Below are 22,214 nucleotides of genomic sequence, written 5' to 3'. Positions count from 1 at the left end.
GTGACATGGGCGCGCCCGGCCGATTAGGGTGCGCGGCGAAGTGCGGACCCCTAGGGAGGGAGGCCCGGCGTGCCGACGACCGAGAGCGCCGACAGCGACCAGTTGTTCGTGCTGACGGCGGTGCTGCTGACGCCCGCGCAGTTCCCGAGCGTGCTCGGCGACGACTACCCCGAGGTGTGCGCGGGGCTCGGCCTCGCACCGTATGCGGAGGGCTACGGCCTGGTCCTCGGCCAGGACGGCACCGGGGCGCGCTGGACCGTGGCCACCGAGGACGTGTCCCTGGTGGCGTGCGCGGTCGCGGCCTGGGACTGCGGCATGGACTACGACCTCTCACCAGGCGAGGACAGCATCGTCGCGGCGCTGCCGGGCTGGCCGCTGGCGCTCGCGGTGTCGGCTCCCGGGGTCCCGCGGCCGCACGACCCGGAGCCGTCCGAGTGCGGCCGCGCGCCGCTGGCACCGCCGGACGCCGACGGCTGGGGGCCCGCCCAGCGGCGGCTGGGGGCGGACGAGATCGCGCTCCAGTGGGCCTCCTGGCGGGCCCGGATCGAGGACGCGGACGTCACCTTCGCGGAGCCCGGCGAGGAGCGTCACCAGGGCGTGCGGCGGGTGCTGGCCGAGGCCCGGGGCTATGTGGCGAATCCGCCGCCGCCCGGCCGGGTGCGGTCGTCGTTCGCCGCGGGCGGGGCCCGTACGCTGCGGGTCGACGGCCCGGGATGGAGCATGGTGGCGCGCACCGACGACCTCGCGTTCGTCCTGCTGGACGACAAGCCGGGGCAGGTGCACCCGGTGGGCCGGGGGCCCGAACTGCCCCGGCTGCTGGCCGCGTTGGACGCACTGGCGGCCCGCCCCGCCTGACGGCCGCGGGCGGGCCGGTCCGCGTCGGGGCGGGCTTCCCCGGCGGCCCGGCGGGAGCGCCGGCTCAGCCGCCGATCTGCTTGCGGCCGGCCCGGCGCAGCCGGCGCCGCTGGGAGGGGTCGAGCGTCAGATACGCGACGGCCGGGATCCCGACCATGACCAAGACGGCCGCCCAGAACGGCAGCAGCCACAGCAGGACCACTCCCACCGCGACGCCGCCGATCGCGACCTTCGCCTGTGTGGACATCCTTCACGCCCTTTCCGCGGCGCGTGCCGCGCTCTGTCGTATTCCATTGAACGCCGGTTCGGCTCCGGAGGTTCCCTCGTGGGCCGGGCCGCCCGGCGCCCACGGCCTCGCTACGCCCCGGTAGGTGCAGGTGAGCGGCATCGTTCCGGTGGATTCCCGCTTCCGGCGATCACGCCCGTTCAGGCGTCGGCCGGGGCCGGCCTGCGGCCGCCCGGGAAGACGAGGTGCCCCCTAGAGGTGCTCCCTAACGGGTGCGTCGGCGGTCCGCAACCGCCGGCAGGCCACGGGCGGGGCGCACGACGCCGCTGCGGGGCGGCGGCCGCCGGTGACCGTGCCGCGACGAGGGGGCCGGCGGCCCCGGCCGAACCCGCGACGCGACTACCGGATGCGCACCCGCGGGGGAATCCCCGCGCGATGCGAGAAAGATCACCTTTCCTCAACCCTTGACACCTGATGGCCACTTCAGGTCGTCACCAATGACAGGATGGAGCCGAATCCGCACCCTTTTCGTGCGATTCATTCCCTGGCACCGTCCGCATACGTCCGCCTCCGCCCCCGTCCGACCGATTCGACCGTTAGGGCCCGTCCTGCCATGCCGTTCGCCATCCTCCGCCGCCTGCGCGACCGCACGCCGCACAGCCCCCAGCCGTCCCTCCCCCAGGGGGCGGGCGCGCTGGACCTGAGCGTCAACGATCCCGTCGGACTGCCGATGGCCGGGGTGGAGATCTCGGTCCGGGACGCGGGCGGCCGGGACGTCACACTCGGGCGGACCGACCCCAACGGCCGGCTGACCGTCACGCTGCCGCCCGGGCCCTACCGGGTCGTGGTGACCTCCGACGGCTTCCGGCCGGCCCGGTTCGAGGTCGAGGTGGTGGCCGGCGAGCGGACCGCGCCCCGCCCGGTCACCCTGGTGCCGGCGCCCGCGCTGCCGCTGCCCGACACCGGCCAGTGGCGGCTCGACCCCGACCACAGCGCCATCCGCTTCAGCGCCCGGCACATCGGACTGGCCCAGATCCACGGCCGGTTCAACCGCTTCGAGGGCGGACTGTGGATCGGCGAACGGATGGAGGACTCCCGGGTCGAGGTGACCATCGACGCGGCCAGCATCGACACCGGGGTGCGGATGCGGGACGACCATCTGCGGTCGGCGGAGTTCCTGGACGTGGCCCGATATCCCCATCTCCAGTTCGCCGGCGAGCGGTTCGTCCACAAGGGAGGCGGCCGGTGGGCGGTGCAGGGCATGCTGTACCTGCACGGTGTCAGCCGCACCGTCCATCTGGACACCCGCTATCTGGGCATCGGCACCGGCATCGCGGGCGAGACCCGCACCGCCTGCCAGGCCGTCACCGAACTGCACCGCGAGGACTTCACCCTGGACTGGCGCACGATGCTGGCCAGGGGCATCGCCGCGATCGGCGCTACGATCCGGATCGAGCTGGACATCCAGGCAGTCCGGCCCGAATAGCAACGCGAAGAGGTGTCCCCATGACCGGCCCGTCGTCCCCACCACCGTTCGCCGCGGCGCTCGCCGCCGGACCGCTCGTCCTCGACGGCGGGCTCTCCAACCAACTGGAGGCCGACGGGCACGACCTGAGCGACGACCTGTGGTCGGCCCGGCTGCTCGCCGAGGAGCCGGAGGCCGTCGTACGGGCCCACCTGGCGTACTACCGGGCAGGCGCCCAGGTGGCCATCACCGCCGGCTACCAGGCCACGTTCGAGGGGTTCGCGCGGCGCGGCACGGGCCCCGAGGAGGCCGCCGGGCTGCTGCGCCGAAGCGTCGAACTGGCCCGCGAGGCGGCCGCACGGGCCCGCGCCGGCGGGGCCGCCGGGCCGCTCTACGTCGCCGCGTCGGCGGGACCGTACGGGGCGATGCTGGCCGACGGCTCCGAGTACCGCGGCCGGTACGGGCTGTCCGTGGACGCGCTGGAGCGCTTCCACCGGCCGCGCCTCGAGGTGCTGGCCGCCGCCCGGCCGGACGTCCTGGCCCTGGAGACGGTGCCGGACGCGGACGAGGCACGGGCGCTGCTGCGGGCGGTGCGCGGCCTCGGCGTCCCTGCCTACCTCTCGTACAGCATCGCCGGGGACCGCACCCGCGCCGGGCAGCCGCTGGCCGAGGCGTTCGCCCCGCTCGCGGAGGCGGACGAGGTGATCGCGGTCGGCGTCAACTGCTGCGCAGCGGACGACGCCGACGCCGCGGTGGCGATCGCGGCCCAAGTCACCGGCAAGCCGGTGGTGGTCTATCCCAACAGCGGCGAGCGCTGGGACGCCGCGGCCCGGGCCTGGCGCGGCCGCCCGGCGTTCCACACCGACCGGGTCGCCGGCTGGGTCGCGTCAGGCGCCCGGCTGATCGGCGGCTGCTGCCGGGTCGGCCCGGACACCATCGCGGAACTGGCCGCCGCGCTGGGCCGCTGACCGGGCCACCGGAAAACGAGGCGCGGTCCGCCCGCACCGCCGGTTAGCCTCCCGCCATGGAGTGGGACGACGCGGCGTTACTCGCCCTGGAAGTGGACACCGTCTACGGGCTGGTGCCGGCCGCGGCCGGCCGCCCCGCGACCGTGACGGACAAGCCGGTCAAGGCGGTCTGGGCCTGGTCGCCGCGGGCCCGGCTGCTGGCCCTGGGCCCCGGCGTGACCGCCCCGGCGCAGCCGCCGGCCACCGCCCTCGACACCCCGGAGCAGCCCTACGCCCCCGAGAAGGCCCCCCGGGCACTGGTGCGGCTGGCCCGCGCCCTCGGGGTGGCCGACCCGGACACCGCCATCGAGGGCGGCCCGACCTACGTCTTCCCCGAGCGGCTCCCGGACCCGCCCCCGGCGGCGCTGCCGGTGCTCGTCTCCGATGCCGCCGGCCGCCTGGCGGCGCAGCGCCTGGACCGGCCCGGCAACTGGGAGCCCGGCGAATGGGCGGAGCTGATCTCCGGTGCCGCCGGGGACTGGGCGATGGCCGTGGACGGCACCGCGCCGGTCTCCATCTGCCACACCCCGGAGGCCAACGCCACCGCGGCGGAGGCCGGGATCTGGACCCGTGCGGACTTCCGCGGCCGCCGGCTGGCACCGGCCGTCGTCGCCGCCTGGGCCCGGCGCGCGGCCCACCACAGGCAGGTGCTCTTCTACAGCACCACCGCCGCCAACCACGCCTCCCGTTCGGTGGCCCGCACCCTGGGCCTGACCCCGCTGGGCTGGCTCTGGACGCTGCGCTGACCCCCGGCCGTCCGGTAACGCATGGGGCAGGTGTTATCCAGCCGCAACGGACGCACCGGCGACAGCGCCGCCGGCCGATGGCAGGATGCAGGCCAACTCGGCGCCCCCGCGGCCCGGTTGCCCGGCACGGCACGGCACTCTTGGAGGATCTGTGACCGCTCGCTCCGCGTTGCCCCTATCAGCCGCCGTCGCGGCCGCCGCCCTCCTGGCGGGCTGCACGAGTACCGCCCCCGGTGGCGCACAGGGCGCCGGACCGCAACTGATCCGCCCCGGCACGCTGCTGACCTGTACGCACCTGCCCTACGCCCCGTTCCAGATGTCGAAGGGCGGCAAGGTCGTCGGGTTCGACGTGGACCTGGTGGACCTGGTCGCCAAGGACCTGGGCGCCACCCAACAGCTCGTCAACACCCCGTTCGAGGGCATCGAGACCGGCAACGACTTCGCCGTCCGCACCTGCGACCTGGCGGCCGCCGGCATGACCATCACCCCCGCCCGCGCCAAGGTCATGGACTTCTCCGATCCGTACTTCGACGCCACCCAGGCGCTGCTGGTCAAGCGCGGCACCCCGGTCAGGAAGCTGGCCGACCTGAAGGGGAAGAAGCTCGGCTATCTCAAGACCACGACCGGTGCCGGCTATGCCAAGGCACACGGGAAGGGCATCGAACTGGTCGAGTTCGAGGACGTCGGGCTGCTGGTGACCGCGGTGCGGTCCGGCCAGGTCGACGCCGCGATCAACGACAACGGCGTGCTCCTGGACTACGCGAAGCACAACAAGGACACCCAGGTGACGGCGGAGTTCGACACCGGCGAGCGCTACGGATTCGCCGTCCGCAAGGGCAACGACGCGCTGCGCAAGCGCATCGACGCGGTCCTCGCCAAGGCGAAGAAGGACGGGAGCTACGACCGCATCCACCGGAAGTGGTTCGGCTGATGCCCCACCCCCTCACCCGCAGACGCCGGACCCAACTGGTCCGCGGCGTCCAGTACGGCCTCCTGGTCGCCGCGGCGGCGGCGCTCGCCCTGGCCGCGGACTGGCACCGGCTGGGGACGGCGTTCTTCGACGTCTCCGTCGCCAAGGCGCTGTTCCCCGACGTCCTCACCACCGCACTGGTCAACACCGTGCGGTACACCCTCCTCGGGTTCGGCTTCGGACTCGCGCTCGGCATGGTGCTCGCCCTGATGCGGCTGTCGTCGGTGCCGCCGTACCGCTGGCTCGCGGTGGCCTACATCGAGTTCTTCCGCGGCATCCCCGCCCTGCTGGTGTTCCTCGCGCTCGGCTTCGGGGTGCCGCTGGCCTTCCAGGTCGCGCTCGACCAGAGCGCGACGGTGATGCTGTCACTGGGCCTGGTGGGCGCCGCCTACATCGCGGAGACCCTGCGCGCCGGCATCCAGGCGGTGCCCAAGGGGCAGACCGAGGCGGCCCGTTCACTGGGCATGTCGCAGGGCCGGGCGATGGTCTCGATCGTCCTGCCGCAGGCGTTCCGGATCGTGCTGCCGCCGCTGACCAACGAGCTGATCCTGCTGACGAAGGACTCCTCGCTGGTGTACCTGCTGGGGCTCTCGCTCTCCCAGTTCGAACTGGCCAACTTCGGGCGGGACGCGCTCAACGAGCACAAGAGCCTCACTCCGGTGCTGGTCGCCGGGCTGCTCTATCTGGTGATCACGCTCCCGCTGGGCCAGGTGGTCCGGCGGCTGGAGGCCCGTACGGCGAGGGCCAGATGAGGGGACGGGCGGCGAACGGGTGCGGAATCCGGCGACACGGCGGCAGAGAGGCGGCGCGATGACCGGCGGCGGGGACGGCAGCGCGATCGACGTACGCGGACTGCACAAGGCGTTCGGGACGCTTCAGGTGCTGCGCGGCATCGACCTGTCGGTGGCCCGGGGCGACGTGGTGTGCCTCATCGGGCCGTCCGGATCGGGGAAGTCGACGCTGCTGCGCTGCGTGAACCTGCTGGAGGAGCCGACCGCGGGCCGGATCACCGTCGCCGGCACCTCGGTCACCGACCCGGACGTGGACATCGACCGGGTGCGGCGCCGGATCGGGATGGTGTTCCAGTCCTTCAACCTCTTCCCGCACCTGACCGCGCTGGAGAACCTCACCATCGCGCAGCGCAGGGTGCTGCGCCGCGACCGGGCGGCGGCCGAGCGGGTCGCCCGCGACCAGCTGGCCCGGGTCGGACTGCGCGACAAGGAGGCCGCCTATCCGGCGCAGCTGTCGGGCGGACAGCAGCAACGGGTCGCCATCGCCCGGGCGTTGGCGATGGAGCCGGAGCTGATGCTCTTCGACGAGCCGACCTCGGCGCTCGACCCGGAGCTGGTCGGCGACGTCCTGGCGGTGATGCGGTCGCTGGCGCGGGACGGGATGACGATGCTGGTCGTCACGCACGAGATGGGCTTCGCCCGGGAGGTCGCCGACCGGGTGGCCTTCATGGACGGCGGGCAGATCGTCGAGGAGGGCACCCCGGAACAGGTGGTGGGCGCGCCCCGGCACGAGCGGACCCGGGCGTTCCTGGCGCGCGTCCTGGACCCGGCGGCGACCGAGGTGGCCGCCGGGACGGACGGTGCGGAGGAGGTCACCGGGCGGCCCGCCTGACGGGCGCCGACCGCCCCCCCTCGGCGCCCGCCGACCCTGTCAACGCAGCGGCTGGGTGAGCTTCTTGGTGGCGCTGCTGTTGCCGGTCAGGCTGCACACCACGGTCCTGATGCCCACCTTGTAGCCCTCGGCGCTGGGGAACTGCACATAGGTGCCCTCGGCCGTCCCGGCGGGCTGCTTGGCCGCCCGCTCCCGGAGTCCGGACGAACACAGTGCGGCCGCCCGCTCCTTGATCTCGCCCCCGGGGGCCAGGCCGTTGGGCAGGGTGGTGACGAAGGCGACCTCGGCGTCGTGCGGGCCGTGGCAGGGGGCCGCCGTGTTGTTGCCGCCGTGCGCCGCCGGGGGCATGTCGTAGCAGTCGCCGGTCTTCAGCCGGTAGAAGGGGAGGGTGTCGGTGGTGGGCGAGGGGCTCTCCCGGTCGTCCGGCGTCGCGGAGTCCGACGGGCTCGGGGCGGCGCGGTCGTCCGACGGGGTGGCGCTCGCGCTGGTGCTCGGGCCCGGCCGGGCCTGCTTGCGGCTCCCGTCGTCGCCGTTGGCCCATATGAAGCCGCCGATGACGAGTCCCAGGACGACCACGCCGATACCGATGATCAGCGCGATGGTGGCGCCGTTGCCACCGCCGGAGGGCGGCGGGGGCGGCTGCTGCCAGCCGCCGTTCCCACCGCCCGGACCGCCCGGACCACCGGGACCGCCCGGACCGCCGGGACCACCGGGCCCCGCCGGTCCGAAGCCGCCCGCGGGCGCGCCGTAGGGGCCGGCCGGCGGCGCCGACGGGCCGTAGCCACCCGGCGCCGGCTGCTGACCGCCGGGCCCGTACGCCCCGCCCGCGGGCGGGCCGAAACCGCCCGCTCCGCCCGGAGGCGGCTGCGGCGGCTGGTTGGAGTGCGGAGGCGGGGGAAAGCTCATGGCGGAAAAGATCGCTCCTTTGGTGTGGAGTCAAGAACGCGGTGACCGCTCCGGACCGTTCCAGGCGAAACATCCGCCCGGCGGGCACCGTTGACGCCCGGTGGCCCGGGACGGCCGGCCCCGGTCCTGGCGGGCCCGGACAGACCCTAACGTGCCCGACGTGTACGCCTCACTGCCCGGAGGTGCACCATGTTCACCGACCTTCCCCTGGACGAACTGCGCCGCTACCGCCCCCCATTGCCCGAACCGCCCGGTTTTGACGCGTTCTGGCAGCGGACCCTGGACGAGGCCCGGGCCCATGACCTCGTCCCCCGTTTCACCGCGACCGACACCGGCCTGTCCCAACTGCACACCGACGACGTGGAGTTCTCCGGTTTCGGCGGCCACCGCATCCGGGGCTGGTTCCTGCGCCCGCGCTCCGCCCCCGGACCGCTGCCGTGCGTCGTGCAGTACCTCGGTTACGGCGGCGGCCGGCTGCTGCCGCACGACTGGCTGCTGTGGCCGTCCGCCGGATACGCCACGCTGGTCATGGACAGCCGCGGCCAGAGCGGCCCCGACCGGCCCGGTGAGACCCCCGACCCGGTGGCCGCCGCCCACCCCGGGGTACCGGGCAAGATGACGCAGGGGCTGCTCGACCCCGGCACCTACTACTACCGGCGGCTGTACACCGACGCCGTACGGGCCGTCGAGGCCGCCCGCGGACACCCCGCGGTGGACGCCGAGCGGATCGTGGTCGCCGGCCACAGCCAGGGCGGCGCCCTCGCCCTGGCGATGACGGGCCTGGTCCCGGGCCTGGCGGGCGCGCTGATCGACGTGCCGTTCCTGACCCACATCCGGCGCGCCCTGGACGTCACCGACCAGGGCCCCTACGGCGAACTGGCCCGCTACTTCGCCGGCCAGCGCGGCCACATCGACACCGCGCTGCACACCCTCGACCACTTCGACGGCCTGAACTTCGCGGTTCGCGCGAGCGTCCCGGCGCTGTTCGGCACCGCGCTGCGCGACGACGTCGTCCCGCCGTCCACCGGCTTCGCCGCCTACCACCACTACGCGGGCGAGGCCCAGTTGGAGGTGTGGCGGTTCAACTCCCACGAGGGCGGCGGGGGCGCCCAGCGGACCGCGGAGATCCGCTTCCTCCGCGACCTTTTCGGCACCTGATCCGCCCCGCCGACGGGCGCCACGCGGGTCGTCCACAGGCCGCCCGCGAGCGGTCGTGCGCGCATTACGATGCGGCAGCGCACCGGGGTCCGAAGCGGCCGGGAGCCCCGGGGCAGGGCCCGGCCCCGGCCGCCGAGGGAGAGTGCTCGATGGGCGCACAGTCGGCCGGACCGCTGGTCGTCGGGGTGGACAGCTCGACGCAGTCCACCAAGACGCTGGTGGTGGACGCCGCCACCGGCATGGTGCTGGCCCGCGGCCAGGCACCGCACACGGTCAGCGAGGGGCCGGGCAAGGAGAGCGATCCCGAGCAGTGGTGGCGGGCGCTGGGCGAGGCGCTGGCGCAGTGCGGGCCCGCCGCGCGGCAGGCGTCCGCGGTCTCGGTCGCCGGGCAGCAGCACGGCCTGGTGGCGTTGGACGCGGCCGGGCGGCCGGTCCGGCCGGCGCTGCTGTGGAACGACGTCCGCCCCGCCCGGGAGAGCGAGCGCCTGATCGCCGAGGGCGGCGGGCCGGCGGCGTGGGCGGAGCGGATCGGGAGCGTGCCCGGCCCGGCGTTCACGGTCGCCAAGTGGGCCTGGCTGCGCGCCCACGAGCCGGCGGCGGCCGCCGCCACCGCCGCCGTCCGGCTGCCGCATGACTACCTCGTCCAGCGGCTGACCGGCCAGGCGGTCACCGACCGCGGCGACGCCTCGGGCACCGGCTGGTGGTCGGCGTCCACCGGGGCCTACGACACGGAGGTCCTGGAGCGGGTCGGGCTGCCCCCGGAGAAACTCCCGCGGGTGGCGCTCCCCGGGGAGGCCGCGGGCACCGTGCGGACCGAAGAACTCCCGTTGCCGCACGGGGCGTTGGTGGCCGCCGGCACGGGTGACAACATGGCGGCGGCGCTCGGGCTGGGCCTGCGCCCCGGACAGCCGGTGCTGAGCCTGGGCACCTCCGGCACGGTGTACGCGGTCAGCACCCGCCGGCCCGCCGATCCCACCGGCATCGTCGCGGGCTTCGCCGACGCCCGCGGCGACTGGCTCCCCCTGGCCTGCACTCTCAACTGCACGCTCGCCGTGGACCGGGTGGCGGCGCTGCTCGGCCGCGACCGGGAGGCCGTCGAGCCGCGCGGCGACGCCGTGCTGCTGCCCTTCCTCGACGGCGAGCGGACGCCCAATCTGCCGCACGCCACCGGCCTGCTGCACGGGCTGCGCCACGACACCACGGCCGGCCAGCTGCTCCAAGCCGCCTACGACGGCGCGGTGTTCACCCTGCTGCGGGCACTGGAGCATCTGCCGGGGGCGGCGGGCACGTCCGAGGCGCCGCTGCTGCTGATCGGCGGCGGGGCCCAGGGGCGCGCCTGGCGGGAGACCGTGCGCCGGCTCTCCGGTCGCCCCGTGGTGGTGCCCCAAGCGGACGAACTCGCCGCGCTCGGGGCGGCGGCACAGGCGGCCGGGCTGCTGCTGGGCGAGGATCCGGCGGCGGTGGCGCGCCGCTGGGGGACGGCCCGCGGTACCGAATACCCGTCCCGGGAGCGGGACTTCGCCGCCTGGGAGCGCTTGACCGCCACGCTCACCAACGGGGTGGCATTGCTGGGGAGTTGACGGTCGATGAGGTCAATGGGGAGGCACCGCAGGGAGGTTGAAAGACGGCCCCGGCGGCCCCTCCCGGCACATCTTGACCAGTACGGAAATTGCTAAACCCTTTCCACAAAAGCTTATTTCCATGCCACCCATTCGAGCGATTGTGCGGATAAAAACAGCGCGACTATCTTCGACGCGGCGGCGAGCAGCCGGGGACACTCCTGCCTTCTCCCGGCGTACCGTGCCGCCGCCTCCACGAGATGGGTGACATTGGTGACGATTGCCGGCGAGACGCTGTCCGGAAGCGCCGAAGAGAGCCAGTTTTCCAGCCTGAGCACCGCGGCCGCGCGGAACCTGGCGACGACCACCAAGACCGCGCCGCAGATGCAGGGCGTCACGTCCCGCTGGCTGCTGCGGCTGCTGCCCTGGGTGCAGGTCTCCGGTGGCACGTACCGCGTCAACCGGCGGCTGGCGTACACCGTCGGCGACGGGCGGATCGACTTCGACATCGACGGCACATCGGTCGCGATCATCCCCGACGAGCTGCGCGAGCTCCCCGCCCTGTGGGAGTTCACCGACACCGAGGTGCTCGCCGCGCTCGGCGCGAGGTTCACCCAGGTCGAGTACGCGCCCGGCGAGGTGATCGCCCAGGCCGGCGCCCCGCACGACCGCGTGGTGCTGATCGCCCACGGCCGCGTCGACCGGATCGGCACCGGCAAGTACGGCGACGAGACCGTCCTGGCGGCCCTGGCCGGCGGCGACCACCTCGGCGACGCCCCCCTCAACAGCGCCGCCGGATCATGGGAGTTCGGCTACCGCGCCGTGACGCGGGTGACGGCGATGGTCCTGGCGCGTCAGGACGCCCAGGAGGTCATCGGCCGCTCCCCGGCGCTGCGCGACCACCTCGCGGCGGAGGCCGACGGCACGGCCCGGCCGGCCAACGCCAGCGGCGAGTCCGAGATCGCGCTCGCCTCCGGCCACCACGGCGAGCCCGCGCTGCCCAGCACGTTCGTCGACTACGAGCGGGCGCCGCGGGAGTACGAACTCAGCGTCGCGCAGACCGTCCTGCGCACCCACACCCGCGTCGGCGACCTCTACAGCGACCCGATGAACCAGGTCGAGGAGCAGCTCAAGCTCACGGTGCAGGCACTGCGCGAGCGCCAGGAGCACGAGATGGTCAACAACCCCGACTTCGGGCTGCTGCACAACGTCGACCTCAACCAGCGCATCCACGCCCACAGCGGCCCGCCCACCCCCGACGACCTGGACGAACTCCTGTCGACGGTATGGAAGGACCCGAGCTTCCTGCTGGCCCACCCCAAGGCGATCGCCGCGATCGGCCGGGAGTGCAGCGCCCGCGGCCTCTACCCGGACGCGGTGGACTTCATGGGCCACTCGGTGCCGTCCTGGCGCGGCGTGCCGATCTTCCCCTGCAACAAGATCCCGGTGACGAAGGAGGGCACCAGCTCGGTGCTGCTGCTGCGCACCGGCGAGGACAAGCAGGGCGTGGTGGGGCTGCACCGCAGCGGAATTCCCGATGAATACGAGCCGAGCCTTTCGGTGCGTTTCATGGGCATCGACGACAAGGCCATCGTCAACTACCTCGTCAGCGCCTACTATTCGGCGGCCATTCTCGTGCCCGACGCGGTGGGCGTCCTCCAGGACGTGGAAATCGGGCGCTGACCGGAGCCCCCGCGGCAGGTAACGGCCGTCGTCGCGCGGACCGGCAGCACACCTCCCACCTCTTCCCCCTCTCTTCCGCGCTTTCCTCCGCATCTCACGCACCGAGTTTCACGCACCGACCAGGACAGGTGACCCCCCGTCATGACCACATCCGTGGACCCCACGTCCGGCCCGCAGACCGACGGCATCCAGCAGCTCCGGTCCAGCCTGGACCCCACGGCCGCCCGCAATCTGGCGACCACCACCAAGACCCCGCCGCAGATGCAGGGCATCTCCTCGCGGTGGCTGCTGCGGATCCTGCCCTGGGTTCAGGTCTCCGGCGGCACCTACCGCGTCAACCGGCGACTGACCCACACCCTCGGCGACGGCGAGGTGGAGTTCGTCACCGAGGGCGCCGAAGTCCGGGTGATCCCCCAGGAGTTGCGCGAGCTTGCGCCGCTGCGCGGCTTCACCGACGGCCCCACGCTCCAGGAGTTGGCCGGGCGGTTCGTCCAGCGCGAGGTCGTCCCCGGTGACGTGCTCGCCGAGAAGGGCACGCCGACCGACCGCGTCCTCCTCATCGCGCACGGCAGGTTCGAGCGCATCGGCACCGGCAAGTACGGCGACGAGAAGGTCATCGGCCAGCTGTCCGGCGGCGGGTCGGCCGGTGAGGCCGCGCTGCTGGCGCCGGACGCGGAGTGGGAGTTCACCGTGCGGGCCACCACCCGCGGCACGGTCCTCACCCTCTCCCGCGGTGACTACGAAGAGGTGCTGGGCCGTTCGGCGGCGCTCCGCGAGCACGTCGAGAGCTTCCGCACGGCACTGGTCCCGGCGCAGAACAAGCACGGCGAGGCGGCCATCGAGCTGGCCGCGGGGCACGCCGGCGAGCCCGAACTGCCGGGCACGTTCGTGGACTACGAGCAGTCCCCGCGGGAGTACTCGCTCGGCGTCGCGCAGACCGTGCTGAAGATCCACTCGCGGGTCGCCGACCTCTACAACGACCCGATGAACCAGCTCGACCAGCAGCTGCGGCTCACGGTGGAGGCGCTGCGCGAGCGCCAGGAACACGAGATGGTCAACAGCCGCGAGTTCGGGCTGCTGCACAACGCGGACCTCAAGCAGCGCATCCGCACCCACAGCGGCCCGCCCACCCCCGACGACCTGGACGAGCTGATCTCCCGGCGCCGCAAGACCCAGTACCTGCTGGCGCACCCGCGGACCATCGCCGCCATCGGCCGGGAGTGGAACGCCCGCGGCATCTACCCGGCGATGACGGAGATCGACGGGACGCCGGTGCGCGCCTGGCGCGGCATCCCGCTGCTGCCCTGCGGCAAGATCCCGATCAACCCGGACCAGACCAGCTCCATCCTCGCGATGCGGGTCGGCGAGGAGAACCAGGGCGTCGTCGGGCTCCACCAGACCGGCATCCCGGACGAGTACCGGCCGGGCCTGTCGGTGCGCTTCATGGGAATCGACGACAAGGCCGTCATCAAGTACCTGGTCAGCGCCTACCATTCGGCCGCGGTCCTGGTGCCGGACGCGCTGGGCATCCTGGAGGACGTCGAGATCGGCCGCTGACCGACCGGACCGGACACCCCGTCACCCGGGTGTCGCGACCGCGCCGCCCCTCCGTCAGGGTCCGGACGCGGCACGGCACCCGGGTGCCGCGCGTTGCGGTCGCCCGCGAGACCGTTGGGCCGATCAGGGGGCGTGACGCGCTTTTGATCCGCCGTGGGGCTTCTTTGGTCAAGCCATTGACGCAACGGCCATTCCCTTGGCAGGGCGCGCACTGTTGCGCATGATGAACGCACCGGCATGTGCGTGACATGTACGCGACCACCCCTCGGTCCTTGTCAGGAGTTCACATGGAACCCGACCAGCGCTTCCCGGCCCGTCGGCGGCTGCTCACCGGCGCCGCCGCCCTCGCCGCGGCCGCCGCCCTCGCCCCCCTCGCCCCGGCCGCGGCGGCGCCGCGCAAGCGGTCCACCCACCCCGCCGGCTACCCGACCCTCCACTGGGACCCGGCCGACCCCGCCAACTACACCGCCGCCAACCGCCCGGCCCAGTACGCCATCGACACCGTCGTCATCCACGTGACCCAGGAGACCTTCCCGGACACCCTGCGCCTCTTCCAGAACCCCGAGCACAAGGCGGCCGCCCACTACGTCGTCCGCTCCGCCGACGGCTACACCGCCCAGTGCGTCCGCGAACGGGACGTCGCCTGGCACGCCGGCAACTGGGACTACAACACCCGCAGCATCGGCATCGAGCACGAGGGCTGGGTCGACGAGCCGAAATGGTTCACCGAGTCCCTCTACACCCACTCCGCGATGCTGACCTCCGCCATCTGCGACCGCTACCGCATCCCCAAGGACCGCAAGCACATCATCGGGCACGTCGAGGTCCCCGGCACCGACCACACCGACCCCGGCCAGTACTGGGACTGGGCCCACTACATGGAACTGGTCAACGGCATGCCCTTCTGGGAGGGCCTGCTGCACATGTGACGCCCGGCCAGGCCCCGTTGCCGTGCGGCCGGGGCCAACGGCGGCCGGCCGGGGCCGGGATGCGGCGCACCGCTCGCCGGCCGCCTCGGCGGGCCCGGCGACCGCGCCGCCCGAACCGGGCGACACGGCACCGTTCCGCGGATGTTCGGCCCACCGCCATCCGCGGGCCATAGTGAACGCTGCCACCACCTGGGACAGTTGACGCGACGTCAGGGGGCTGTTGTGAGACAGCGGTTGGGCAAGGTCCGGACGACGGCGGCGGTCGCCGTCACCTGGGGCGTCCTGGTCGGCGGCGGCGCCGTCGGCACGACACGGGCGGCCGCCGCGGACGACACACTCACCCGGTCGTCCCCGGTACGGCTGGCGCCCGGGGTGACCTACACCGAGTTCCGCATGCCGCTGCCGCGCGGCATCGTCCACGGCCACCTGCTGACCGTGGACCTCGCCGCCCCCGAGGTCTCGGTGGACCTGCTCCACCCGGCGGCGGTCGCCGCCCGCGCCCCGGTGTCCGAACTGGCCGGGGCACGGGACGCGGTCGGAGCGGTCAACGGCGACTTCTTCAACATCAGCGAGGCCCAGCACCCCGGCGTGGCGGCCACCGGCTCCGCCGTCGGCCCCGAGGTGTCCTCGGGCCGGGACCTCAAGGGCCCGGTGCCCGACGGCCAGCGGTTCGGCCCGGCACTGCCGCCCGGCGCGACCACCAAGGACGTGCTCGGCATCGGCTACGACCACCGGGCGCGACTGGACCGGCTCGCGCTACGCGGCACGGTCCGCACCCCCGGGTCCGCCTGGCCGCTGCGCGGACTGAACCAGTACGCGCTCCCGGAGGGCGGCATCGGCGCGTACACCGCCCGGTGGGGCCAGGTGTCCCGGGAACGCGCGGTCTGCGGCACCGACACCGACCGCGGCGCGGGGTGCGACACCGACACCGCGGAGGTGACGATCCGCGGCGGGCGGGTGGCCGAGACCGCCGGACGACCCGGCGCCGGGGAGATCGAACCGGGGGCGGTGGTGCTGGTCGGCCGCGAGGAGGGCGCCCGGCGGCTGCGCACGCTCCACGTCGGCGAGCGGGTGCGGATCAGCAGCCGGCTCGTCGGCCGGCTGCCGGGCCGGCTGCGGTGCGCCGTCGGCGGCTTCCCGGTCCTCCGGCACGGCCGCCCGGCGGACGGCCTGGACACCGCCGCGGTGACGATGCGCACCTCCGCCGGCATCGCGGACCGCGGCCGGACGCTGTTCCTGATGGCGCTGGACGGCGAGAAGGAGCAGCACCAGACCGGCCTCACCGTCCGCGAACTGGCCGACCTGATGGCGCGGCTCGGCGCCCGCGACGCCATGGACCTCGACGGCGGCGGCTCCACGACCTTCGTCACCCGCGACCAGGACGGCGCGCCGCAGGTGCGCAACCACCCCACCGACGGCAAGGAGCGCCCGGTGGCCAACGCGGTAGGGGTCCTCTCCGCCGACTGACGCGCGCCCTCGCTTCAGCACCAATCACGGAGAGCTGTCCATCCTCCCCGATATTGCTACTTAGGGTGATTGCCGGGGTGGCTCCTAGGGGCGGACGCTGCTGACGACGTCGGCGGCGCCGGCGAGGCCGTGATGGATGTCCGGGGCGAGGCTGCTGCCCGCCAGATAGAAGCCGAGCAGTCCGCACACGATGGCGTGCGAGAGCTTCAGCTTTCCGCTGCGCAGAAAGATCACGATCAGGATCATCAGCAAGAGGATCACCGAGATGGAGACAGCCATGGACACCACACCTCCTCGACCAGCGCCCGAACGGGCGGCAAGCGGTGGCCAGTTTGGCGCATTTCGGGGTATAAGCGGCCCGCGGCAGGGGGCTCCGAACGGGTGGTCACTGCGGGTTACGGGGTGACCTGCGAGGCGGGTGGCATTGATGGTGTTCGGGGTGGGCGTGGTGCCTGCGGGGCGGCTCAAGTCCCTCACCGGAGCGACACGTTCAAGGGGGATTCGGGCCGCCGGTAAAGAAGTGGCATGGATCACCCCACCCCTCGCAACGGAGTGCGGGGATTGACCGTCTTAGCGGCCGACATTGACGCCGCTCCCGTACCGCCGACGGAAAGCCCGCCCCATGCCCCTGAGCCACGCCCGGCCGCCCAGGCCGTCCCGGTCGTTGTGTGTCGCCCTCGCGCTGATGCCGGTGCTCGGCGTCGGCGGGCTCGCGGCGTGCGCCGCGGCCCGGGCCTCGGCGAGCCAGGAGCGGCCGGTGAAGCCCGTGAAGGTGGGGCTGGGGTCGGCCGACGGGCAACCGACGGTGCAGGCCGGCGACCGGCTGCGGGTCAGCGCGAACGGCGGGGTGCTGACCGAGGTGACGGTGACCGACCCCCTCGGGCGGCAGTTGGTCGGCGGGTTCAGCCAGGGCGGGACGGTGTGGACGTCGCGGGCCAAGGCCGCGCCGGACACCAAGTACTCCGTGCTCGCCCGGACCCGGGACACCCAGGGGACGATGAGCGAGGCCAAGGAGTCGCTGACCACCGGGAAAGTGGTGAAGCGGAACCGGCTGATGCTCAGTCCCCGCCCGCACGGCGCGGTGGTCGGCGCCGCCGATCCGATCTCGCTGACCTTCGCCTTCCCGGTGCAGGACCGGGCGGCGGTGGAGCGGCGGCTGGAGGTGACCACCGACGACCGGACCGCCGGGGCGTGGACGTGGGAGACCGCGCACCACGGCAAGGACCGGATCACCTGGCGTCCGGAGCAGGAGTGGAAGGCGGGAACCAAGGTCGTCCTGCGGGCCGAGCTGAACGGCGTGGACTCCGGTGGCGGGCGGTTCTTCACCAAGGACTACGGGCTGCGGTTCGTCGTGGGCCGGAGCGCCGCCGTCCCGGCGGAACTCGATTCTGACGCGTACATCACACCTGGACTCGGACTCACGCCGGCTTTATGGCAAGGTCAAGGTCCAGGTGGTTGACCCGTGGTGGTCACCCAACCCTCCCAGCGAGGGACAGACAACACAGGGGCGGGGCCGGAGACTGGATGGTCGGTCGGTCGCAGCGGCAGTGGCACGGAGGCGGGGAGCTCGCGCCTCACGTGGGATTGCCGACCCCTTTCAGAGCCTAATGTGACGGAATGAGCACCGTGCAGGACCAGGATCAACTCACGGGGTGGCGGCGCTTCCGGCGCCGCGTCCCCAATGGCTTCGCCATCATCTTCAGCCTGTTGGGGCTCTTCTGTGCCCTGACGGCGCTGATCGGGCCGCTTCGGCGCAGTCTCCACTCAGTGATCTACTGGCTGGACACGCTCACCATCCCGGTGGCGCCGAACTTCGCCTACGCCGCGTTCCTCTTCCTCCTGGCCGCGGCGATGACCGCCCGGAAACGGGTGGCGCTGTGGTTCGTGGTCGCGTACATGGTGCTGAACGTCCTCGCCGACGCGCTGTTCCTGGCCGGCGGGTACTGGGAGTTCGGCTTCTCCCTGGCGCTGTGCGCCGGTTCGCTGGTGCTGCTGCTGGTCTCGCACCGGGAGTTCTACGCGATCACCCGGCGCGGTGCGTTCCTGCGGGCCGCGCTGGTGCTCGCCGGCGGGCTGGTGACCGCGGTACTGATCGGCTGGGGCCTGGTGTCGCTGGCGCCCGGTTCGCTGGAGAGCGGCGGCGGCAACCGGCTGCTGTGGGCGGCCAACCGCGTCTGCGGCGGCCTGGTCGGCGGCCGGATCGTCGAGGGGCACCCGGCGCACTGGATCGGTACGTTCCTCGGTCTGCTGGGCGCGCTGGCGCTGCTCAACGCCGCCGCCGCGCTGTTCCGTTCGCAGCGGATGGAAGCCGCGCTGCACGGTGACGAGGAGGCCCGCATCCGGGCGCTGCTGTCGAAGTACGGCAGCCAGGACTCGCTCGGCTACTTCGCCACCCGTCGCGACAAGGCCGTGGTCTTCTCCCCCAGCGGCAAGGCCGCCGTCACCTACCGGGTCGAGACCGGTGTCTGCCTGGCCAGTGGCGACCCGGTCGGTGACCGGGAGGCGTGGGGTCCGGCGATCGAGGCGTGGCTGGAGGTCGCCGGTCGGTACGGCTGGCAGCCGGCCGTCATGGGCGCGAGCGAGGACGGCGCGAAGGCGTTCGCCCGGGCCGGGCTGGGTGCGCTCCAGCTCGGTGACGAGGCGATCTTGCACATCGCGGACTTCGATCTGGACGGCCGGGAGATGCGGGTCACCCGCCAGGCCGTCAACCGTGTCCAGCGGACCGGTGCGACCTTCCGGGTGCGGCGGCACGCGGAGCTGTCCGAAGCGGAGATGCAGGAGGTCATCCAGCGGGCCGACGCCTGGCGCGACACCGAGACCGAGCGCGGTTTCTCGATGGCGCTGGACCGGCTCGGCGACTCGCAGGACGGCGACTGCCTGCTGGCCGAGGCGTTCGACGCCGACGGCAAGATGATCGCGCTGCTGTCGTTCGTGCCCTGGGGCAAGGACGGCATCTCGCTGGACCTGATGCGGCGCGACCGCAGTGCGCCCAACGGCGTCATGGAGTACATGGTCGCGGAGCTGTGTGCGCAGGCCGGTTCGCTGGGGGTGCGCCGGGTCTCGCTGAACTTCGCGGTGTTCCGGTCCGCCTTCGAGGAGGGTTCCCGGATCGGTGCCGGTCCGGTGCTGAAGGTCTGGCGGCGGCTGCTGCTGTTCTTCTCCCGCTGGTGGCAGCTGGAGGCGCTGTACCGGTCGAACTCGAAGTACCACCCGGAGTGGTACCCGCGGTTCCTGTGCTACGCGGACGCCGGTGCGCTGGCCCGGATCGGTATGGCCTCGGGTATCGCCGAGGGCTTCGTGGCGGTGCCGAGCCTGGGCAAGCTGTGGGGCAAGGGGCACAAGAAGCGGGTGCTGGCCCCGGCGAGCACGGCGGGTCTGCCGTCGCTGGACGAGCTGGGCCTGGTGGCGGCGGAGCCGGCCACCGAGGAGGAGCGGCGCGCGCAGGAGCTGGCGGCGCTGCCGGAGCAGGTGCGGGTGCGGCACCAGAAGCTGGAGCGGCTGCGGGAGGCGGGTACCGACCCGTATCCGGTGGGCGTGCAGCGGACGCACACGCTCGGCCAGGTGCGCGAGGAGCACCGGGATCTGGCGGCCGGTGAGCGTACCGGCAAGACCGTCACGGTGGCCGGGCGGGTGCTGCTCGTCCGGGACCACGGCGGGGTGCTGTTCGCGGTGCTGCGTGACTGGTCGGGCGACCTCCAGATCGCGCTGACCCGGGACGACGCCGGTGAGCTGCTGGACCGCTTCGGTACGGACGTGGACCTCGGTGACCATGTGGAGGCCGAGGGCGAGGTCGGTACCAGTGACCGCGGTGAGCTGACGGTGTTCGTGACCCGGTGGCGGCTGACGGCGAAGTGCCTGCGTCCGCTGCCGGACAAGCGGCGCGGGCTGTCCGACCCGGAGGCCAAGGTCCGTCAGCGGTATGTGGACCTGGTCGTCTCGCCCGATGCGCGGGAGACGGTGCGGGCGCGCAGCACCGCGGTGCAGGCGCTGCGGCAGGGGCTGATCGACCGGGGTTACCTGGAGGTCGAGACGCCGATGCTCCAGCAGATCCACGGTGGCGCCAACGCCCGTCCGTTCCAGACCCACATCAACGCCTACGACCTGGACCTGTATCTGCGGATCGCGCCGGAGCTGTATCTCAAGCGGCTCTGCGTGGGCGGTATGGAGAAGGTCTTCGAGATGGGGCGGACGTTCCGCAACGAGGGCATCTCCTACAAGCACAACCCCGAGTTCACGATGCTGGAGGCGTACCAGGCGTTCGCCGACTACGACGTGATGCTCAACCTGACCCGGGAGTTGATCCAGGGGGCGGCCGTCTCCGCGTTCGGCAGCGCCACGGCCCGCAAGGCGGACAAGAACGGGCGGCTGGTCGAGCACGACATCTCGGGCATCTGGCCGGTGAAGACGGTGTACGGGGCGATCTCCGAGGCGCTCGGGGAGGAAGTGACCGCCGACACCGAGCCGGACGGGCTGCGGCGGCTGTGTCTGTCCGCTTCGGTGCCGGTCACTCCGGAGATGGGCCGGGGCGACATCGTGCTGGAGATGTACGAGCGGCTGGTGGAGGAGAAGACCACGCTGCCGACGTTCTACAAGGACTTCCCCACGGATGTCTCGCCGTTGACGCGTCAGCACCGGGCCGATCCGCGGGTCGCGGAGCGCTGGGACCTGGTGGCGTTCGGCACCGAACTGGGCACCGCCTACTCGGAGTTGACCGACCCGGTGGAGCAGCGGCGGCGGCTCACCGCGCAGTCGCTGCTGGCGGCCGGCGGTGACCCGGAGGCGATGGAGCTGGACGAGGACTTCCTCCAGGCGCTGGAGTACGCGATGCCGCCGACGGGTGGTCTGGGTATCGGCGTGGACCGGCTGGTGATGTTCCTGACGGGTCTGTCGATCCGGGAGACGCTGCCGTTCCCGCTGGTGCGCAGGCGCTGACCGCGCCAGATCGCAGAAAAGCGCCGGGCGGGCCGGAGAAATCCGGCCCGCCCGGCGCTTTTGTGTGCGGTTACTTGGTGGCCTGGTGGCGGAGGGGTTCGCCGCGCAGGTAGCGGCCGACCTCGCCGGCGACGATCCCGGCGGCCTTGTGGGCGACCTGCTGGCTGCCGCCGGCGATGTGCGGGGTCAGGACGACGCCGGGGGCGGTGAGCAGGCGGGAGCCGGCGGGGACGGGTTCTTCGGGGAAGACGTCGAAGCCGGCGCCGGCGAGCTGGCCGGAATCCAGGGCGTCGCAGACCGCGTCGTAGTCCAGCAGGGCGCCGCGGGCGCAGTTGACGAGCACCGAGCCGCGGGGCATCGCGGCGATCTGGGCGCGGCCGATCATGCCGGTGGTCTCGGGGGTGACCCGGGCGTGCAGGGAGACGATCCGGGAGCGGGTCAGGAGTTCGTCGAGGGTGACCTGCTCGGCGAGGCCGGCCAGCGCTTCGGGGCGGACGTAGGGGTCGTGGACGAGAACGTGGGCGCCCATGGCGCGCAGGATCTTGGCGACGCGGCTGCCGATGGCGCCGAAGCCGATCAGGCCGACGGTGGTGCCGTCGATCTCGATGCCGCAGTTGTCGTAGTCGTAGTAGTCGCCGCGCCAGACGCCCCGGCGGAGGTCGGTGTGGGTGTCGCCGACGCCGCGGGCGGCGGCGAGCAGCAGGGTGAGGGTGTGTTCGGCGGTGGCGGTGGCGTTGCGGCCGGGGGCGTTGCAGACGGCGACGCCGTGGCGGGTGGCGGCTTCGAGGTTGACGTTGACGGGGCCGCCGCGGCTGGTGCAGAAGAGCTTCAGGTCGGGGCAGTTGGCGAGGATGCGTTCGGTGAGCGGGCCGTGTTCGGTGACGCAGATCTCGACGCCCTGGAGGGCCTCGATCATCTCGTCTTCGGTGCCGGAGGCCTCGATGACCTCGGCGACCGGGCCGAACGGGGTGTGCGGCCAGCCGAACTGGATCTCGCGTATCGCGAGCGGGGTGTCCCCGGCCGCCTCGCGGACGGCGGCGCTGAACAGGCCGGGGCGGATGAAGTGGTTGCCGGCGGCGAGGACGGTGGTGGTCATGCGGGGCTCTTCTCCTGGGAGTCGGTGCGGTGCGG

General features: G+C 73.1%; 19 protein-coding genes. 15 read left to right on the top strand and 4 right to left on the bottom strand.

Going from position 1 to position 22,214, the window contains the following annotated elements; genetic code table 11:
* The first annotated feature begins 69 nt into the window (after positions 1-69).
* Positions 70-855 (top strand): hypothetical protein, encoded by a 786-nt coding sequence (locus ACIQE0_RS01730; protein ID WP_402328287.1) that lies wholly within the window; start codon positions 70-72, stop codon positions 853-855.
* Between the two features lie 64 nt (positions 856-919).
* On the opposite strand, the gene ACIQE0_RS01725 is transcribed toward ACIQE0_RS01730, so the two are convergent.
* A complete protein-coding gene (locus ACIQE0_RS01725; RefSeq protein WP_366330266.1) occupies positions 920-1,102 on the bottom strand; it encodes a hypothetical protein in 183 nt (60 codons plus the stop codon).
* Positions 1,103-1,694: 592 nt separating this feature from the next.
* Here ACIQE0_RS01725 and ACIQE0_RS01720 point away from each other — a divergent pair.
* The 6 genes from ACIQE0_RS01720 (at position 1,695) to ACIQE0_RS01695 (ending at position 6,892) form a co-directional block, all read left to right on the top strand.
* Positions 1,695-2,567 carry a YceI family protein gene (locus tag ACIQE0_RS01720; RefSeq protein WP_402328283.1) on the top strand — a complete coding sequence of 291 codons (873 nt, stop codon included), beginning with the start codon at positions 1,695-1,697 and terminating at the stop codon, positions 2,565-2,567.
* 20 nt (positions 2,568-2,587) lie between these two features.
* On the top strand, positions 2,588-3,514 hold the full coding sequence (mmuM, locus tag ACIQE0_RS01715) for a homocysteine S-methyltransferase (protein WP_366330268.1): 927 nt from the start codon (positions 2,588-2,590) through the stop codon (positions 3,512-3,514).
* 56 nt (positions 3,515-3,570) lie between these two features.
* On the top strand, positions 3,571-4,299 hold the full coding sequence (locus tag ACIQE0_RS01710; RefSeq protein WP_402328281.1) for a GNAT family N-acetyltransferase: 729 nt from the start codon (positions 3,571-3,573) through the stop codon (positions 4,297-4,299).
* A gap of 151 nt (positions 4,300-4,450) precedes the next feature.
* Complete coding sequence (locus ACIQE0_RS01705; RefSeq protein ID WP_366330270.1) at positions 4,451-5,230, top strand: transporter substrate-binding domain-containing protein; 780 nt, start codon at positions 4,451-4,453, stop codon at positions 5,228-5,230.
* A complete protein-coding gene (locus ACIQE0_RS01700; RefSeq protein ID WP_366330271.1) occupies positions 5,230-6,021 on the top strand; it encodes an amino acid ABC transporter permease in 792 nt (263 codons plus the stop codon). Before ACIQE0_RS01705 ends, ACIQE0_RS01700 begins: the two co-directional genes overlap by 1 nt.
* A gap of 58 nt (positions 6,022-6,079) precedes the next feature.
* Positions 6,080-6,892, top strand: coding sequence for an amino acid ABC transporter ATP-binding protein (locus tag ACIQE0_RS01695; protein WP_402328277.1), 813 nt, complete (start codon positions 6,080-6,082; stop codon positions 6,890-6,892).
* Positions 6,893-6,931: 39 nt separating this feature from the next.
* On the opposite strand, the gene ACIQE0_RS01690 is transcribed toward ACIQE0_RS01695, so the two are convergent.
* Complete coding sequence (locus tag ACIQE0_RS01690; protein ID WP_402328275.1) at positions 6,932-7,798, bottom strand: hypothetical protein; 867 nt, start codon at positions 7,796-7,798, stop codon at positions 6,932-6,934.
* A gap of 189 nt (positions 7,799-7,987) precedes the next feature.
* On the opposite strand from ACIQE0_RS01690, the gene ACIQE0_RS01685 reads away from it, so the two are divergent.
* The 6 genes from ACIQE0_RS01685 (at position 7,988) to ACIQE0_RS01660 (ending at position 16,151) form a co-directional block, all read left to right on the top strand.
* Positions 7,988-8,956, top strand: a complete 969-nt coding sequence (locus ACIQE0_RS01685) for an acetylxylan esterase (RefSeq protein ID WP_366330274.1) — start codon at positions 7,988-7,990, stop codon at positions 8,954-8,956.
* Between the two features lie 149 nt (positions 8,957-9,105).
* A complete protein-coding gene (gene xylB, locus ACIQE0_RS01680) occupies positions 9,106-10,536 on the top strand; it encodes a xylulokinase (RefSeq protein WP_402328273.1) in 1,431 nt (476 codons plus the stop codon).
* Positions 10,537-10,785: 249 nt separating this feature from the next.
* A complete protein-coding gene (locus ACIQE0_RS01675) occupies positions 10,786-12,198 on the top strand; it encodes a family 2B encapsulin nanocompartment shell protein (RefSeq protein WP_402328271.1) in 1,413 nt (470 codons plus the stop codon).
* A 141-nt stretch (positions 12,199-12,339) separates the two neighbouring features.
* Positions 12,340-13,755, top strand: coding sequence for a family 2B encapsulin nanocompartment shell protein (locus ACIQE0_RS01670; RefSeq protein WP_402328269.1), 1,416 nt, complete (start codon positions 12,340-12,342; stop codon positions 13,753-13,755).
* 287 nt (positions 13,756-14,042) lie between these two features.
* Positions 14,043-14,684: an N-acetylmuramoyl-L-alanine amidase gene (locus ACIQE0_RS01665; protein ID WP_402328267.1), complete on the top strand. Its 642-nt coding sequence runs from the start codon at positions 14,043-14,045 to the stop codon at positions 14,682-14,684.
* 222 nt (positions 14,685-14,906) lie between these two features.
* A complete protein-coding gene (locus tag ACIQE0_RS01660) occupies positions 14,907-16,151 on the top strand; it encodes a phosphodiester glycosidase family protein (RefSeq protein WP_402328265.1) in 1,245 nt (414 codons plus the stop codon).
* A gap of 84 nt (positions 16,152-16,235) precedes the next feature.
* On the opposite strand, the gene ACIQE0_RS01655 is transcribed toward ACIQE0_RS01660, so the two are convergent.
* Complete coding sequence (locus tag ACIQE0_RS01655; protein ID WP_366330279.1) at positions 16,236-16,430, bottom strand: hypothetical protein; 195 nt, start codon at positions 16,428-16,430, stop codon at positions 16,236-16,238.
* 343 nt (positions 16,431-16,773) lie between these two features.
* Here ACIQE0_RS01655 and ACIQE0_RS01650 point away from each other — a divergent pair, with 343 nt between their 5' ends.
* Positions 16,774-17,610 (top strand): Ig-like domain-containing protein, encoded by an 837-nt coding sequence (locus tag ACIQE0_RS01650; RefSeq protein ID WP_402328263.1) that lies wholly within the window; start codon positions 16,774-16,776, stop codon positions 17,608-17,610.
* 158 nt (positions 17,611-17,768) lie between these two features.
* The gene (gene lysX, locus ACIQE0_RS01645; RefSeq protein WP_366330281.1) at positions 17,769-21,083 is read left to right on the top strand and encodes a bifunctional lysylphosphatidylglycerol synthetase/lysine--tRNA ligase LysX; all 3,315 of its coding nucleotides are present in this window, start codon (positions 17,769-17,771) and stop codon (positions 21,081-21,083) included.
* Between the two features lie 70 nt (positions 21,084-21,153).
* On the opposite strand, the gene ACIQE0_RS01640 is transcribed toward lysX, so the two are convergent.
* On the bottom strand, positions 21,154-22,179 hold the full coding sequence (locus ACIQE0_RS01640) for a 2-hydroxyacid dehydrogenase (protein ID WP_402328261.1): 1,026 nt from the start codon (positions 22,177-22,179) through the stop codon (positions 21,154-21,156).
* Between the last annotated feature and the right edge of the window lie 35 nt (positions 22,180-22,214).

The sequence above is a fragment of the Streptomyces sp. NPDC093097 genome, assembly GCF_044754325.1.
Taxonomy (GTDB): Bacteria; Actinomycetota; Actinomycetes; order Streptomycetales; family Streptomycetaceae; genus Streptomyces.
Note: the sequence above shows the minus strand (reverse complement) of the source record. Positions and strands in the feature narration are given on the sequence as shown.

What these genes read in the sequence shown, in the direction of transcription:
- ACIQE0_RS01725 (WP_366330266.1), bottom strand. Translation starts at nt 1,102, where the DNA reads ATGTCCACACAGGCGAAGGTCGCGATCGGCGGCGTCGCGGTGGGAGTG.
- ACIQE0_RS01720 (WP_402328283.1), top strand. Translation starts at nt 1,695, where the DNA reads ATGCCGTTCGCCATCCTCCGCCGCCTGCGCGACCGCACGCCGCACAGC.
- mmuM (WP_366330268.1), top strand. Translation starts at nt 2,588, where the DNA reads ATGACCGGCCCGTCGTCCCCACCACCGTTCGCCGCGGCGCTCGCCGCC.
- ACIQE0_RS01710 (WP_402328281.1), top strand. Translation starts at nt 3,571, where the DNA reads ATGGAGTGGGACGACGCGGCGTTACTCGCCCTGGAAGTGGACACCGTC.
- ACIQE0_RS01700 (WP_366330271.1), top strand. Translation starts at nt 5,230, where the DNA reads ATGCCCCACCCCCTCACCCGCAGACGCCGGACCCAACTGGTCCGCGGC.
- ACIQE0_RS01695 (WP_402328277.1), top strand. Translation starts at nt 6,080, where the DNA reads ATGACCGGCGGCGGGGACGGCAGCGCGATCGACGTACGCGGACTGCAC.
- ACIQE0_RS01690 (WP_402328275.1), bottom strand. Translation starts at nt 7,798, where the DNA reads ATGAGCTTTCCCCCGCCTCCGCACTCCAACCAGCCGCCGCAGCCGCCT.
- ACIQE0_RS01685 (WP_366330274.1), top strand. Translation starts at nt 7,988, where the DNA reads ATGTTCACCGACCTTCCCCTGGACGAACTGCGCCGCTACCGCCCCCCA.
- xylB (WP_402328273.1), top strand. Translation starts at nt 9,106, where the DNA reads ATGGGCGCACAGTCGGCCGGACCGCTGGTCGTCGGGGTGGACAGCTCG.
- ACIQE0_RS01670 (WP_402328269.1), top strand. Translation starts at nt 12,340, where the DNA reads ATGACCACATCCGTGGACCCCACGTCCGGCCCGCAGACCGACGGCATC.
- ACIQE0_RS01665 (WP_402328267.1), top strand. Translation starts at nt 14,043, where the DNA reads ATGGAACCCGACCAGCGCTTCCCGGCCCGTCGGCGGCTGCTCACCGGC.
- ACIQE0_RS01655 (WP_366330279.1), bottom strand. Translation starts at nt 16,430, where the DNA reads ATGGCTGTCTCCATCTCGGTGATCCTCTTGCTGATGATCCTGATCGTG.
- ACIQE0_RS01650 (WP_402328263.1), top strand. Translation starts at nt 16,774, where the DNA reads ATGCCCCTGAGCCACGCCCGGCCGCCCAGGCCGTCCCGGTCGTTGTGT.
- lysX (WP_366330281.1), top strand. Translation starts at nt 17,769, where the DNA reads ATGAGCACCGTGCAGGACCAGGATCAACTCACGGGGTGGCGGCGCTTC.
- ACIQE0_RS01640 (WP_402328261.1), bottom strand. Translation starts at nt 22,179, where the DNA reads ATGACCACCACCGTCCTCGCCGCCGGCAACCACTTCATCCGCCCCGGC.